Origin of the sequence: Pseudofrankia coriaricola, assembly GCF_032027725.1 — a bacterium.
GTDB lineage: Bacteria > Actinomycetota > Actinomycetes > Frankiales > Frankiaceae > Pseudofrankia.
In genome coordinates this window covers 108,704-124,267 of the sequence record NZ_JASNFO010000024.1, presented here as the reverse complement: position 1 = coordinate 124,267, position 15,564 = coordinate 108,704, and the positions used below count along the sequence as shown (strand labels likewise).

Sequence of the window (15,564 nt, the reverse complement as noted above, 5' to 3'; positions counted from 1 at the left end):
ACCCGATGCGCTGGCGCCCCGCGGCCCGCAACGTATAGCCACTATGACCACAGATCCCGAAACCCCCGTGGCACCGCCCACGGCGTCCGCACCGCCCACGGCGTCCGCGGCGCCGCGGCGCCGGCTACGTCGCAGCGCCACCGATCGCGTCGGCGCCGGCATCGCCGGCGGGCTCGGCGAGTACGCCGGCGTCGACCCGGTGCTGTTCCGAGTCCTGTTCGCCGTGTCCGCGTTCTTCGGCGGCGCCGGCGTGCTCGCCTATGCGGTCGCGTGGGCGGTCATCCCGGCCGAGGGCACCGAACACGCACCCGTCGACGGCTGGGTCGACGGCCTGCGTCGACACCACATCCCGCCGTGGCTGGTGGCCGTGGCCGGCGGCCTCCTGCTGTGGGGTGTCGCCTTCAGCTGGTGGTCGCCGCACCCGGTGTGGCCCCTGCTCGTGCTGGTCGTCGTGCCGCTGCTGCTCATCGGGACCAGGGACGGCGGCTGGCGCCGTCCCGCTTCGATGGCGCCGTCCGGGTCCCTGGCCCCGGGGGAGAGACCCACCGGACCGCCGGCCTCGGGCGAGGCAACTGCCTCGGGCGAGGCGACGGCCGTGCGCCTCGACAAGGGCCCGGCTGCCGTGCCGCCTGCCTGGACCGGCGAGGCGCGGGCCTGGCTGAGCGAGGCTCGGCAGGCGGCGCGCGCACGGCGCCGGCGGTCCTGGCCGCTGCGGGTGGCGGCGCTCACGACACTGGTGGCGACGCTGACCGTCCTCGGCGTGACCGATGCCCTCGTGGGAATCTGGCTACCGGTCTACTTCTGGGTCATCGGCGGGATCGCCCTGGTCACGTTGCTGCTGGGCGCGGTGCTGCGCCGCACCCCATGGTCGTTGCTCCCGCTGCTGGTGGTCGCGGCACTCGGCACCGCCGCGTTCGGCGGGACGCGGGCGAGCCTGCATGACGGGGTCGGACAGCGGGTCTGGACGCCGGTCGCGGCCGCCGACCTGCGGGGCGACTACCGGCTTGCCTTCGGCCAGAGCGTGCTCGACCTGCGTCACGTCACGCCGGGGCCGGCCCAGGACATCCATGTCACCCTCGGCGCGGGACAGGTCCGGCTGCTCCTGCCGGAGGCGATGAACGCGACCGTCAAGGCCGACGTGCATCTGGGCGACGTCACGGTCGACGGCGCCGGCTCCTTCACCGAAGGTGACCGTGGCTGGGGCGACCGGCGGCGCGGGGCCGGGACCAGCCAGACGATCCTGCCGCCGGACGGCGCCACGGGCGCGGCGGTGACGATCGACGTCGACGTCGCCGACGGCAACATCACCATCGACCATCGCTGACCAGGCATGCCTGGTCAGCGGGCGCGGCGGCCGCACAGCACGGCCACACACCACACCGCCATCCCCGGTTGCCGGCGCGGACCATTGCGACGGCTGACTGCGACGGTCCCAGCTATGATTCGCACGGTTGGTGCGGTGTGTGACGGTTGCACGCCATTCACGTGACTGGCGGACGGGGATGGGGCCGGCGTGGCGGCGGAGGTCGATGAGGCTCGCTGGGACTTCTTCGTGTCCTACACCCGCGTCGACGAGGCGTGGGCGGAATGGATCGCCTGGACGTTGGAGGCGGCCGGTTACCGGGTCCTGATTCAGGCGTGGGATCTCGTGCCGGGAACCAACTGGTTGGTCGGCCTGATGGAGGCGGTGACGCAGTCGGTCCGGACAGTCGCCGTGCTGTCGGAGGCGTATACCCAGTCGGCATTTGGATCGGCGGAGTGGCAGGCGGCGTGGAAAGCGGACCCGACCGGGGCGAGGCGCACGTTGCTCGTCGCCCGGGTCGAGGAGTGCCGCCGACCAGGGGTACTCGGTCAGGTTGTGTCGTTCGACCTGTTCGGCATGGCACCGGACAAGGCGCGTGCCGACCTGCTCAAGTTCGCCGAGCTCGCCGTCAGCGGCGCGCGGGCGAAGCCAGTCAGCCCGCCACCGTTCCCGGAGAGCTCCCAGGCTGGCCCGGCCGGCCCAGCTGTGTCAGCCGGCATCACCCCGTCCTCGGACCCGAGAGAAGATTCGCCCGCCGCGGGTGGGAACCAGATCGGGGCCGTGTTCGCGCCGGGCGGTACGGCGGTCGGCGTCAACTACGGGCAGATCATCCAGCAGAGGGACGGTCCCCGGGCGGACGGGCAGCCAACGCTGCTGCGAACCAGGGCGGACGCCGCCGCGCCGCCCGGGTCGGAAGCCTGGACCGGCGGGTCGGAGCTGCCTGTCGGAGCGCGCCGCTACCTGCTCCACGCCCCAGTGGAGGCGGTTATGGCGCCGGACGGCGCGTGGATCCTGCGGGGAGCGGTGGCGGAGGAGATCGAGCCCTCGCCGCGCCGGGTCTGGATACGTCAGCTCCACGTCCGCCGGGACAGTCCCGCGGCCAGGGCCGTGCGGGCCGGGCTCACCGCCCAGGCCAGCCTTCTTGACGCGCTCGGCGGCGAGTCCGGTCTGCCTCGCCTGCTCGGGGAGCTGACGAGAGAGTCAGGCGGACGGCTGACGCTGGTGAGCACCGTCGCCCACGCACCGACCTGGCGAACGGTGCACCGCGGCGCGGCGGGGCAGGCGACCGCTCGGCTGGCCACCGACCGGATCGCCGCCGCCGCGATGCTCGGGCAGGCCGTCGAGCTGGCGGGGATCCTGGCGGTTCTGCACCGCCGCGGACAGGCACACGGCGCGCTGAGCGCGGATACGGTCCTCGTGACGGACAGGCGCCGGCGCGCGCTGCCACGGGATCTCGGCTATGCCGGTTTCGGTCTGCCCGCCACCGGCGCCGCGCTCGGGACTGAGCTCCGGTCGACCCGTGAGGCGCGGGCCCTGGACGTACGGCAGGTCGCCACGCTGGTGCGTGACACGCTGCTCGGCGCGCCACGGACGGGCATGTCGATCCCCGAGCCACCGGGCGCGTCACCCCTCCTGAGGTCGCCCACCGATGACCCTGTCCGAACGAGGCCGGGGGCGCTCCATGATCCAATCGCGTTCCTCCCTGCGCCGGCACCTCCATCCCGGCCGGTCGACGAGCGGGCCGAGGTGAATCCTGACGAGGTTCCGGACGGGGAGCTGGCCGCCCTTCTCGACCGCGCCATGCACCCTGATCCGGCCCGGCGGCCGACCGCTCTCGACCTGGCGAGCGGCCTGCGCGCCGCCCGGCGGCGGCTATCCGCCAGGGATGCGCCGTGACCGGGCCGGCACCGGGATCTGGCGCGGCAGCCGGGGCCAGCAGCACCCGCGCTCGGGTCACCCTGCCTGGCCCGCTGGCCGTTGTCCCGTCCGCCAGGGCGATCGATGAACTCGGGCAGGCGCCGCTGGCGTTCATCGCCGAACTCACGGAACTGTCGGCGTACGGCGCGCTGCCCGCCAGGCTTGAGTCTGGTGGCAAAGGGCGGCTCGTCGTCTACGGCCGCCGATACGTCGCGTTTCTCTACCCGACGAACTACGGCGATGCGTACAGACTTGGTTACGTCTCCCGGCGTTCCTTCTGGCAAGAGGACAAGCTCACGTTGGGCGCACTGTTGCTGCACTGCCCGGCAGGCTGGCACGCGTTCCACGACGTGCGGGACATACAGGGAAGGCCGGGGACGGCCGCGCCGCGGTGGTCGTCGTACTGGGACATTCTCGCCTACCACTGGTCGATGCTGGGACCGCGGGCCGACATGCCCGTCCGGTCGTCGCTGCCCGAGCGTCACCGGGAGTATCTCGAGGTGCTCGGTCAGCTGGTCGAGGCGGACCGGGACATCGAGATCGCGCGGCAGACCGCCGCGCCGCCGCTTCTCTACCAAGAGGTGCGGTCCACGCGGGAGGAACGCCACTCCGGTCGCGGGGTCTACGCGTTCACTCTGGTCCGACCGGGACGCGCCGGTGTCACCGTCAACGCGCCGGTGGAACTTGTCGACATCGGCGGCGACCGGCTGCGCGGCACGGTGGTCAGGATCGACAACAGCGAGCTGGTCGTCCGGTTCGAGAAGGCGGTGGACTTCCAGCGGATTCCCTCTCCTTCAGGCGAGCTGCGGCGATCGGTCAGCGACCGGGTTTCCCAGGCGCAGCTGGACGCCATCAAGACCCTGGCCGCTGGCGGGTCGGCCAATCCGAACTTGCTGTACACGTTGGTCGACGGCGTGTACGCCCCCTATCAGCCGGATCTCGGTGCGGCCCCCCGCCGAGACCTTGACGATCACCAGAAAGACGCGTTCGCCCGAGCTTTGGAAGTGCCGGACGTTCTGCTCGTGCTCGGGCCGCCCGGCACCGGCAAGACGCGGACCATCGCGGAGATTGTCACCGCTCTGGTCGCCCAGGGCCGCCGAGTCCTGGTGACGTCGCACACCAATCGCGCGGTCGACAACGTGCTGGAGAACCTGCCACCGGAGATCAACGTGGTGCGGGTCGGCGCGGAGCACTCGATGACCGCCACGGCCCGGGAACACAGCGTGGACAACCTGGCCGAGGCCGTGAGGGTGAGGATCCTCGCGGCCGCCGAGCCTCGCGGCAAGCTCGCCGGCTTTACGGCGGAGGGGGAGACCTTCGGACGGTGGCTCGCCTTCCTCGGCGACCGGCTGGCCGCCGCGGCCGCCGCGGAGGCGGGGCTGGCCGCCGCCGAGGAAGCGCTGGACCGGGCGGTCGAGACGGTGTCGCCGCCGCTCGCCGCCTCCCGCCGGGCCGCCGCCGACCAGCTCGCCCGCTCGGCATCCCGGCGCCACCAGCTCGGCGCGGACCTGGAGCACGCCGTCACCGAGCTGGCCCGACGGGAGGCCGGCGCGCCCGCCGGCCCGCCTGCCTGGTGGCGGCTTCTCGCCAGGTTCCGGCGCTGGTGCCTGGCGCGGCTGCGCCGACACGTCGAGGCGCTGCGGGCCGATATCTCCGCCGTCGAGCGGGCATCGACCGACGCGGCCGCGACCGTCGAGGCCCTCCACGCGCAGGCGACGGCGCTCCTCGCCGCCAGCCCCGCGTATGCGGCCCTCCCGCGCGAACGCGACCGTCTTGTCGCCGCGCGCCGCGAGTGTTACCAGGAATGCCAGCGGGCCGCCCAGATCCTCAGGAGCGCGGTACGGACGGCCGCGGAACCCGCGATCGGGATCTGGAAGGACGACCCGACCGACGAGGAACAGTGGGCACGGTTCCGGACCTGGGCAGCCGACGCGGTCGAGACCATGGCCGATCGGGCCAGGCTGCTCGACGAATGGCATGCCCAGGCGGCGAACACCGAGGCGGAGATCCAACGTGAGCTGGTGCGCTATGCCGACGTGGTCGCCGCCACCTGCATTGGCACCGCCACCAGCCCACTGCTGAGCGGCCTGATCTTCGACGTCGCGCTGATCGACGAGGCCGGCCAGATCTCGACGCCGAACCTGATCGTGCCGATGGTCCGGGCCCGCCGGTCGGTGCTGGTCGGCGACCAGCACCAGCTCCCGCCATATCTGGACGAGGAGCTGCGGGGGTGGGCCGACCGCCTGCGCGCGAACGGCCAGCACCCGCCGCACGTCGTCGCGCGGACAAGCGACCTGCTGCGCGCCAGCGGCTTCGAGCTGCTGGTACCTGACGCCGCGGCTACGGGCGCCAACTACGTCGAGCTCAACCTCCAGCGGCGGATGCCGGAGGAGCTTGGCCGGTTCGTCTCCGGTGCCTTCTACCAGGGCCGTCTGATGACCAAGCATGACGGCGTCCGCGGCGACCCGGTGTTCGGCGCACCCTTCGCGATGATCGACACCTCCGATCGGCCGTCGAGTCAGCGGCGAGAGGAGTCGCCAGGCCGCACGGAGCGGGAGACCGCGCGCCAACCGGGCTACATCAACACGTTCGAGGCCGAGCTGATCGCCCTGCTGGTGGGCCGAGCGGTTGGTTGGTACCGGGACTGGGCGGTCATCGTGCCCTACAAGGCGCAGGCGAGGCGAATCGGAGAGCTGCTAGGCGGAGCGTTGGGTGACCCGGCGAAGGTCGCGGACAACATCGGGACGGTCGACTCGTTCCAGGGCGGGGAACGCGACCTGATCGTCTACGGCTTCACCCGAAGCAACGGCAGGGGCTCGGTCGGATTTCTCACCGAACTGCGCAGGATCAACGTCGCCGTGTCCCGGGCAAGGCGGCAGCTGGTCATGGTCGGCGATCTGCTGACGCTCTGCTCCGCCACTGATTCCGGCTTCCGCGAGCTGATGGAGACCATGATGGGCCACTTGCGGCAACACGGCGAGATCCGGCCGTCGGCCGAGATCGAGAAGCTTCTGCGAGGCCAGCCGTGAGCCCCGCCGCCAGCGCGGACTTCGGAAACACCGGGAACAGGGTGACGGCTGGTTCGGGACCGGTCATCTACCCGGCCCGCCGCGCCGTCGAGCACGTCGTCACCCTCCCCGGAGTCCGGCCGCTGCGCCTGTTCCCGGTCCTCTGGCCGCTTCACCAGGTGGAGACCACGGCGCGCGTGTGCGACGAGCAGGCGTACGAGATCATCGACCACTTCGTCGTCCGCGCGCTCGCCGAAGGACGCATCGAACGGCTCGCCGACGTTGCCTGGTTCCTCGCCCTGCCGGAGAGCCTGGTCCAGCGGTGCGTCGAGTTCCTCCGGATCATCGACCACGTTCACGTCGACGGGGACCGGCTGACGCTGACCGGCCTCGGCCGGCGTTCCTGGGAAAAAGATATCCGGTACGAGTGGAAGGAGAGCCGCCTGCTGCTTCTGTTCGAACAGCGGACGTCCTGGGCTCTCCCGCGTGCCTACTACCACGGCAATGTCACCGTCCTGCCGACGCCGGAGGTCCCCCCGGAACGGCTGCGAGGCGGGTCGAGGTTCCTGTCGTTCTTCGACGCGACCCCGTTCAACCCCGCCGCCTTCCAGCAGCTGGCGGCCCACCCGGACCGGGCGGCGTTCAACCTGCCTGGACTCCTGACCGACCTGCGCATCACGGCGGTGGGTAACGCGTTCCTGCCGGTCTACCTGGTCGAGACCGAGAGACATGGCGTGCTCGTCTACACCGCGCTCGCCGAGGAGCCGGACGACCTGTTCGGCAAGGTCATCGCGCAGGTCCACCGGGTCGGGGACCTGATCGAGGCCGAGGGTGTGGGGGATCCGGCAAGGATCTGGTCCGAATGGGCCGAGAGATCGCCGGTCGGACCCGCGGTGCCGACCAGGCAGGGCGACGGCCAGTGGCGCATCACGCTGCCGGCGAAATGTTTTGGCCCTGTCTCGCCGCAGCTGTCACTGTCGCGGGTCGGGTCGTACGAGCTACGCGAGCACCATTTTGCCCAGCTGTGGTGCGACGATGCCGGCGTCCGCCGTCAGGCGATCCGAGAACGTGCCCTCGCCATCACCAGAACGCCCGATGTCGGGACGTTCGACGACCTGCGTCAGCGTTTCATTCCCATCGCCAGGGCCTTGGCGGTCCCAGCCCCAACCGTGGCAGACCTGCGCGACTTCGCCGAAAGAGCTGGCAGAACCCGCGACCTCGACCGCCTCGACGCCCTCGTCGACCATCCAAGCCCGAAACCCCGGCCAACAGGACGCCAGAGAGGCGCTACGCGTCAGTAGTCCTGTCCCTCCGGAAAAGTCGCTGCCTGCCCGCCGCGCTGTGGCGGGCGGGCAGGCAGCGAATGCGGGCCGGCGCCGCGATCTGTCAGTAGCGGGCGCTCGTCGTCGAGCGGGTCCGCGACCGCCGGCGCAGCCGCCGCGGACCCCGTGCCGCTGACCGGTCGGCCGCGTTCACGTCACGCCGGGCCTCATGACGGAGCCTCCGCAGCATCCTCATAGCTTCCTCCCCGGGCTTCGTCGTGTTCTCGTCCGTTCGGACCTCGTTGTCCTGTTGCCGGCCCTGACCGCGACATGCCCGCTCTGCCGCCCATAGCACTTCTTGTCCCGCCGTCACTGCCGTGAGGTATCGCGGATGGGGGTTGATGTGCTCACCGGGCCTCCGCTGGAGGTCGCGATGGGCCTGCCCTGTGGCGTGTCACTGAGTGGCGAGCAAGCGCGGCGCGGCCCGGCGAATTCGACATCGGCAAGGGGCGGAAGGAATCACACGGTCACACTCGGCCCAGGTGCGAAAGATTCTGGGTCGACTGGTGATGAAATCTGGGTCCGCACCAACAGATCGAATTGTGACACGCCACAAGCCACGCGAGCCGCAGAGGGCAAGATCACGGGCCGAAGCTCGACTCGCGGAGCCTCGCGGACCTGGGAATTTCCCGCCGGCGCCCCGATGACAGTTATTGATCACCACATCGACCGGCTGTGACGCCCGGCGCAGATCGAATGGCGGGCGTCCGAAGTGCCAGATCTGGCCGGCTGGTGGATCGCTCACCTGCATCGTTGTGTATCAGTTTGAAATCCACCGGTCGACCAACTGTAGCCAGTCTTCCGGAGTCCAATGGGCTGATCGTGGGCCAAGTGTGTCCTGGCGTATGCAAAGGCGTCTGCACGGGCGTACTGTCCGCAGACAGATCGCTACAACGAGGTGGTGATCAGGCCCGCCGAAGCTTTCGGCGCGCATGACGGGTCCGGGTGAAGGCGGGGGGACATCGTCCCCCGCCCTCCCTGTCTTGGGAGGCATGCATGCTGGCTGCCGTCATCCTCGCTCTGGCCGCCCTGGCCCTCGCGGCCGCGGCGGCCGCCGGCTCGGCGACCACCGCGCGCCGACTCCGGCGGACCGCCAAGACGGCCCGTGTCCTGGCCGTCATTCCCCGACGCTGTCCCGACTGTGGTCATGGCTGGGATGACGGCCGAGCCCTGCGCGGTCCATGCGCCTCGGCCCACCGAGCCGTGGCGTCCCTCCTGCTACCTCCCGACGTCGCCTGACAGCCGCTCCATGGCCATCCCATGCCTTAGCCGGGGTACATTTCCGGTCGAGGAAGGTTTTTACTCCTTCTCCATAGTCGACGGACCGCCCGCCTCGAATATTATGGACATATCATGCCATAATCCCGCGTGAAAGCCGTCCAGGCTTCAGTGGCAGTCCTCATCTATATCTGGTTCAACGCCCATTTGAAACAAGCCGGATGGCCGTTTCGCGCTGACGGACGGGCGTTGCCGGCCAGCGCCCGGTACGCCAGTTGCTGCCACAGCTGAGTGAGACCTGGCGGGCCCGACGCGTGGCGGCAACGAGAAATCGCGGCCGTGGCCAGCGGATGTGACCAGCAGATCGAGTTGCCCGTCCCGCGGTCGCCGAATAGCTCGGTGACTGGCGAGAAAGATCCCGTCCCTATACCCGTGCAACTGGCCGAGTACTTCCGATCTGGGCGGCCCATGAGCTGCCCGTTGCAGCGCCGGACCATCGTCGCGGGGGCGCCCTGCCAGCGCCCTGGCCCAGTCGTCTCCCGGGCGTTCATGCCCGCAACCCGAGAGGATCGCCGACAATGGCAGAGAATGTCCAGATATGCGCGCATCCGCTGACGTTCGTCCGTGCCCAGCGGGGTTGGACCTATCAGAAACTCGCCCGGGTCGTCGCGAGGAGAGCCCGCGACCTCGGCGAGGCGAACATGGCCGCCGAGCGGCAGAAGGTGTGGCGCTGGGAGCACCGCGGGGTCGTGCCCGACCGGGTGTCCCAGCTGGCGCTGGCCACGGAGCTGGGAGTGCCCACCGAGCGGTTGGAGTCCCATCCGTGGCCGTCCTGGCTGCCCACCGGCGACAACGTCCGCGTTGACTACCCCTGGACCCAGGTCGGCAGCCTGACCGCGCTGGCCGACGTCGTCCAGGATGCGGTGACCGACCGTCGCGGCTTCCTGACCATCAGCGGCTCCGGCGTCGCCGCGCTCGCGGACGAGTGGCTGGAGCTGGAACCGGCGCGTCTGGCGGGCGCATTGGACGGCGGTCTCGTCGACGAGCAGATCGTGCACCAGATCGCGCACAACATTCCCAGCCTGCGGGTGATGGACGACCGGCTCGGCGGCGCGAGCGTACGCCGGCTCGTCGACGCGGAGCTCGGCGTGGTAGCGGAGCTGCTCGCCCGCGGCCGCTACACCGAACGGATCGGCCGCGAGCTGCACATCGTGGCCGCCGAGCTCGCCCGGTTCGCCGGCTGGGTCTCCTTTGACGCCGGTTACCTGACGAGTGCGCAACGCTACTGGGTGGCCGCGCTGCACGCCGCGCACGTCGGCGGTGACCGCCCGCTCGGCGCGAACGTGCTGAAGAACATGTCGCTGCAGTGCGTCGACTCCGCACGGCCCGTCGAGGCGATCAGGCTGGCGGAGGCGGCCGTGCGCACGGCTGGCAGCATCACCGGCCGGGTCGGCGCGATGCTGCACATGCGCAAGGCCCGGGCACACGCGGCGCTGGGCGACCAGGTCTCGTGCATGCGCGAGCTCGCCGTCGCCGAGGCCGCGTTCGACCAGGCGACGACGCAGGAGCCGGCCTGGGCGTACTACTTCGACGAGGCCGAGTTCCAGGCCCAGGTCGGCTGCTGCTACGTCGACCTCGGCCACCTGCTGTCGGCCGACGGATGGCTCAGCCAGGCGCAGGCGGCCCACCCGGCTGAGAAGGCCCGCGACCGGGCGACGTACCTGCTGCGCCGCGCGGGCGTGCAGATCGACCTGGGCGACGTCGACGCCGGCTGCGCGCTGGCCGCACAGGCCGTCCCGTTGCTGACGGTCATCCGGTCGCGGCGCAACGCGCGGCGCGCCGACGAGGTCCGCCGCCGCCTGCGCCGGCACGTGTCCGTCCCCGCCGCCCGCGATCTTGAGCGGCACCTTGCCGAGATCACCGCCGGCTGAGGCCGGCTGACCTTGCCCGTCGCGAAGGAAGTGCGGTGGCTATCCTGAGTGTCCAGAATGATGGAAATCTCGACAGAAGCAGTAGTTGCCGATGGTGGCGGACGGGTACCAGCCGCCCCGGGTCGCGCTGGTCTCACCGATTCCCAGCCGGTGCCGTATCCGGAGCCCGCGTCGGCGTCGATGCTCGGCGTCGATGTCGGTGGGGTGCTCACGAGCCGGGCCGCCGACGACCAGGACACCTCGTTCTTCGGCTCCCAGCCGATGCTGACGCCGGCGGTCGCCGGCGCGTTCGATGCGCTCACGGCACTCACCGCCGGCCCCTTTGCCGGCCGGGTCCACGTCGTCTCCAAATGCGGCCCGAAGATCGCCGCGCTCACCCGCGCGTGGCTGGCCCATCACGAGTTCTTCGAACGCACCGGAATCCCGCCGGCGAACCTGCACTTCGTCCGCCGCCGTCCTGAGAAGGCCCCGGTCTGTGCGCGCCTCGGCATCACCCATTTCGTCGACGACCGCCTCGACGTCCTGGTCCACATGACGACCGTCCCGCACCGCTACCTGTTCCTGGGCGACGCCCGGGAAGAGGCCGGGACCAGGCCGGTGCCCTCATGGGCGATCCCGGCCGGGTCCTGGGCCGACCTGGCCGTCCTGTTGGCGGGGGGCCTCGAAGGATCTGGCCGAGCCGAGACCCGGTGACGCCTGATGTCAGCGCTTGCGCGCGAGGCCGCCGTAGAGGTTGACCTGGGCGTCGGTGGCGCTGAGGTCGGTGCCGGCGTCCGGCCGCCAACGGTGGACGACCTGGACGCCCGGCTCGACCAGTTCCAGCCCGTCGAAGAAACGGCCGACCTCGGCCCGGGTACGCGCCTGCAGGGGGATTCCCCGCGCCCGGTAGATCTCCGTGACCTGCCTGGCCTCCTCCGGGGCGAAGTCCGGGGTGACGTGGGTGATCGCCAGGAAGCTCCCCGACGGGAGGGCGTCGAGATAGCGGCGCATCAGGCCGAGCGGGTCGTCGGAGTCCGGGATGAAGTGCAGGATCGCGATGACCGAGAGCGCGACCGGCTCGCTGAGGTCGAGCGTCTCCAGCAACGTCGGCGAGCCGAGGATCTTCTCGGGCTCGCGCAGGTCCGCGTCGATGTACGCGGTCCTGCCCTCGGGCTTCCCGACGAGCAGGGCGCGGGCATGGGCCAGCACGATCGGGTCGTGGTCGGCGTAGACCACTCGGGCATCCGCGGTGACTCCCTGCGCGATCTCGTGCAGGTTCGGGGAGGTCGGGATGCCTGTGCCGATGTCGAGGAACTGCCGAACGCCGACCGTCCCGGCGAGGTAGCGGGCGATGCGGTGCAGGAAAGCCCGGTTCGCCAGCGCGGAGATCCGCGTGTTGGGGCCCGACTTCAGGACGAGCTCGGCGGCCTCCCGGTCGGCCGGATAGTTGTTCTTACCGCCCAGGAAGTAGTCATAGACGCGCGCCGAATGAGGAACGTCCGTGCGCAGCTCAACCGGGTCGACCTTGGCCACCGCGCCGTCCCAGCTGAGTGTGGGCCTCTCGGTCACGCAGGACCTCCGACATACTCGCCGCGTACGCATGGATGCTGCGTACGCATGGATACAGCCCCCGTACACGCGCGTGGGCGTCGTCCGCACCACCGGTCTACGGGAGGACCAGAAGCACCCGCAGCTTAGCCAGACGAGGTGCGGCACAGGCGGTCCGGGGCCGGGCCCGCTCCGGGCCCCTGGTCCCGGGACCAGGGCTTATGGCGACCACGCCAGCATTGTGGCGTTGATCACTCGGCGTTCGTCGACGCGTGCCGCCGCGCTTTCCTGGCTGGCTGGTCTGCTCCCCGTTGCCGGCTACCAGGTGAGCCAGGCTTCGTCGCCGCCGTTGGCGAGAAGCAGGGCGCGGGCCGAGGGCTCGGCCGGCGGCTTCCGCGCGACCCGCTCGGTGACCAGGGCGCGGGCGAGGCCGGCCTGCCCGGACCTTGCCGCCGCGGCAATCAGGGTCAGGTCGATGATGTCGCGCTGCGCGTGGCTCCCGCCGACCGCGTTGGCCTCGGGGCGGATGTCGATCAGCAGGTCCACCGCGGCCACAGGCTCGCCGGCGGAGAACGCCGAGAAGGCCGTGAGAAGAGTTAGCCCGGCCCGTTCGGCCGCCCTTCTGTTGGTGGGGGCGGTCAGGCTCCGGTTGGCGGCGATGACCTGGGCCGCGCGGGCATGATCGCCGGCCAGCCCGAAGGTCATGACAGCGTGCCAGTCGTTGAAGATATATGCCGGCGCGCCCATCAGGTCGGAGATGTCCGCCGCGAGCGCGGCCGCGCGGGCGTCCACGTCCGTCCCGTACAGCGCCAGCCGCCAAAGCAGGGCCGCCGCGTCGACGACGTCGAGCCACTCGGTCGACCTGGCCGCGCGGATCCGTTCGTCGTACAGCGCGAGCGCGTCGTCGGCCCGGCCCAGCTCCAGCAGGTACAGCCCGAGGTGCCACCAGTTGTGCACCGCGAAAAAGCTGTCCCGCCAGGCGGGGGCCGACGAGGTCAGGAACGACGTGCCCGACGCGAGGCCGCCCTCCATCTCGAACACGTGGGCCAGCGCGTGCACGGCCCACACGTCCTTCGGGTCGCGGGCAAGGGCGCGGCGGGCCGCCTCCTCCGCACCTCGGTAGTCCGCGTTCTCCTCCAGTCCGAACGCGTACATCCCCTGGACGAACCCCGAGGCCGGGTCGCCCTCCGGCCAGGAGGGGAGCACCCGCGCCACGACGTCGCGCAGCTCGTGACGGTTGCCGAGGAAGAAGTAGAGATCCTGCGCCACCTTCAGCGCCAGCAGGTCACGGGGGTTGGCTAGCAGGGCCCGCTCCAGCGCCCGGGTGGCCGCCCGCCAGTCGCCGTCCGCCCACGCCCTGGCGGCGGCCAGGTGATGGGCCTCGCGCGGGGCTGCCAGCCCGGCGGGGGCCCCGGCCAGGCCGGCAGTGGCGACCTCCAGCGGCTTGAGGAGCTCGCTGGCCTGGGCACCACCCTCGGCGGTCGTCGCGTAGAGCGACAGGTAGGCGCGAAAGACCCGGGCGAGCGCCAGCTCGCCGTCCGCGGCGATCGCGGCCTCGGCGCCGCCGACCGGGTCCCCGGCGAGCGAGACGAGATCTTGGATCGCCTGGTCCAGCAACGTGACGGCGGCCGGGTCGGCTGCCCGCACCGGGACGCCCCAGCGGTCCGTGCAGATCTCGCTCATGACGCAATTATCCGTGGTTCCAGGCGAGCGGGCATTACCGAGCGGAGCCACATCCGTGACAGCACCAGCTCGGTCCGTCGGTCGGGAGCCGGTCCGCCGAGGCCGATCCGCCGCTCGACCCGGGACACAGAACCCAGGCCGGGATGGGATCGACACCATGAACCTTCTCGATCCGGATGGGCCTGAAGGGTTGGTCGTCAGGGCGCCTCGGCCGACTACGGCCCGCCTGGGCTGGGGACGGTTCGGCGCCGTCCTACCCGCCCAATGCGCCGATCTTGGGTTTGTCGCCCTGGGTGTTTCGCTTGTCGCGCACGTAGATTATCGCGGGTTTTCCGTCGCCCGGGCTGCGGCGGCTCACCTCGAAGAGACTGATCGCGGCCAGCAGGTCGCTGAGCTTGGTGTAGCCGTAGCTCCTGGAGTCGAAGTCCGGCTTCCGCTTGGTGATGATGTTGCCAACCGATGCCAGTGTCGCCCAACCGTCGTCGTCGGAGGCCGCGTCTATCGAATTGCGCAGGAGGTTGACCAGGCCGGCGTCCGCCTTGAGCTGCAACGCGGGTGGGCGGGTCGCCAGCCTGGGTGCCGTGCCGGCCGCGGTGATGGGCTCGGCCTCGGTGGTGAGGTTCTCGACGTAGATGAACTTGTCGCAGGCGGCGACGAAGGATTTCGGGGTCTTGCGCTCGCCGAAGCCGTACACGGTCAGGCCGGACTCCCGCACGCGCTGGGCGAGCCGGGTGAAGTCGCTGTCGCTGGAGACGATGCAGAACCCGTCGAAGCGGCCGGAGTACAGCAGGTCCATCGCGTCGATGACCATCGCCGCGTCGGTCGCGTTCTTGCCGCTGGTGTAGGCGAACTGCTGGATGGGCTGGATCGACTGGGCCAGCAGCTGGTCCTTCCATCCCCTCAGGCTGGTTCCGGTCCAGTCCCCGAAGGCGCGTTTGACGTGCGCGGTGCCGTACTTGGCGACCTCGGCCAGCAGCCCCTCGACGCTCGCGGGCGACGCGTTGTCCGCGTCGATCAGTACCGCGAGCCTGGTTGTGTTCTCGCCGGCCATGCTCACCCTCAATCATCGATACCGCTCCAGGCTCGGATGGCCCGACCAGATCATCCCCCAAGGGGAGGCCGCCTTCTCGGCGGTGCGTTGCCGCCCCGGCCGTCGCCCGTACTCGCGTCCGCGCCCCGGGCCCGCGGGCGCGCATGCGACGCTCCAAGATCGGTTTTGCCGGACTGCCGCGGGCTGCGCTGCCGGGGTGTCTCGCCGGGGTGTCCCGGTATGGGCAACGCGGCGTGTCGGGGAACCCATGCCGGGTGGGATGATGTTCGTGAGGACGGCCGGCCAGAGCGTGTGGCGGTGTCGGGGCGGGGGTGGGCCGCCGGTGGGTGCCCTCTCGCCGGCGGAGATCGGGGAGTTCGCGGACGTGTTCGCGGATCCCGGGGCGGCGCGGCGGCTGCTGGTGGCGGCGGGGCTCGGCGCTGGTCGGCACCCGTCCTGGCAGGTACCCGACGCATACGCCTTCTGGTCCGAGGTCTCCGCTCTGATCACCCAGGGTGTGCGAGCGGGCCTTCGGAGACACTGTTCGCGGAGGCGGCGCGATTGTTCCCCGCCAACGCTGTGTTCGCGGGTGGGGCCGGCGCCGGGCTGGCGCGTGGCCGTATGA

11 protein-coding genes are annotated in these 15,564 nt (G+C 70.9%); 8 read left to right on the top strand and 3 right to left on the bottom strand.

All coding sequences use genetic code 11. The features are described 5' to 3' along the window. Window positions 1-43 precede the first annotated feature (43 nt). The 7 genes from QOZ89_RS14050 (at window position 44) to QOZ89_RS14020 (ending at window position 11,392) form a co-directional block, all read left to right on the top strand. Window positions 44-1,324 (top strand): PspC domain-containing protein, encoded by a 1,281-nt coding sequence (locus QOZ89_RS14050; protein ID WP_312623972.1) that lies wholly within the window; start codon window positions 44-46, stop codon window positions 1,322-1,324. Window positions 1,325-1,513: 189 nt separating this feature from the next. Further along, window positions 1,514-3,199 carry a toll/interleukin-1 receptor domain-containing protein gene (locus QOZ89_RS14045; protein WP_071048762.1) on the top strand — a complete coding sequence of 562 codons (1,686 nt, stop codon included), beginning with the start codon at window positions 1,514-1,516 and terminating at the stop codon, window positions 3,197-3,199. Then, window positions 3,196-6,249, top strand: coding sequence for a DEAD/DEAH box helicase (locus QOZ89_RS14040; RefSeq protein WP_312623971.1), 3,054 nt, complete (start codon window positions 3,196-3,198; stop codon window positions 6,247-6,249). The genes QOZ89_RS14045 and QOZ89_RS14040 overlap by 4 nt, the downstream gene beginning before the upstream one ends. Continuing rightward, a complete protein-coding gene (locus QOZ89_RS14035) occupies window positions 6,246-7,529 on the top strand; it encodes a hypothetical protein (protein ID WP_071048761.1) in 1,284 nt (427 codons plus the stop codon). The genes QOZ89_RS14040 and QOZ89_RS14035 overlap by 4 nt, the downstream gene beginning before the upstream one ends. A 1,017-nt stretch (window positions 7,530-8,546) precedes the next feature. Continuing rightward, window positions 8,547-8,789: a hypothetical protein gene (locus tag QOZ89_RS14030; RefSeq protein ID WP_312623970.1), complete on the top strand. Its 243-nt coding sequence runs from the start codon at window positions 8,547-8,549 to the stop codon at window positions 8,787-8,789. A gap of 557 nt (window positions 8,790-9,346) precedes the next feature. Further along, a complete protein-coding gene (locus tag QOZ89_RS14025) occupies window positions 9,347-10,699 on the top strand; it encodes an NsdA family TPR-like regulatory protein (protein WP_071048760.1) in 1,353 nt (450 codons plus the stop codon). Between the two features lie 150 nt (window positions 10,700-10,849). Beyond that, entirely contained in the window at window positions 10,850-11,392 is a 543-nt protein-coding gene (locus QOZ89_RS14020; protein ID WP_241841708.1) for a hypothetical protein, read from the top strand. A 9-nt stretch (window positions 11,393-11,401) separates the two neighbouring features. Here QOZ89_RS14020 and QOZ89_RS14015 read toward each other — a convergent pair whose 3' ends face one another. From QOZ89_RS14015 to QOZ89_RS14005, 3 genes are all read right to left on the bottom strand, one after another. After that, window positions 11,402-12,247, bottom strand: a complete 846-nt coding sequence (locus tag QOZ89_RS14015) for an SAM-dependent methyltransferase (protein ID WP_071048759.1) — start codon at window positions 12,245-12,247, stop codon at window positions 11,402-11,404. Window positions 12,248-12,544: 297 nt separating this feature from the next. After that, window positions 12,545-13,909 carry a tetratricopeptide repeat protein gene (locus tag QOZ89_RS14010; protein ID WP_071048758.1) on the bottom strand — a complete coding sequence of 455 codons (1,365 nt, stop codon included), beginning with the start codon at window positions 13,907-13,909 and terminating at the stop codon, window positions 12,545-12,547. A gap of 253 nt (window positions 13,910-14,162) precedes the next feature. Then, entirely contained in the window at window positions 14,163-14,960 is a 798-nt protein-coding gene (locus tag QOZ89_RS14005) for an NYN domain-containing protein (protein WP_071048757.1), read from the bottom strand. Between QOZ89_RS14005 and QOZ89_RS47335 the strand changes: the two genes are divergently transcribed. Next, window positions 14,959-15,564, top strand: a complete 606-nt coding sequence (locus tag QOZ89_RS47335) for an effector-associated domain EAD1-containing protein (RefSeq protein WP_397428756.1) — start codon at window positions 14,959-14,961, stop codon at window positions 15,562-15,564. The genes QOZ89_RS14005 and QOZ89_RS47335 overlap by 2 nt on opposite strands.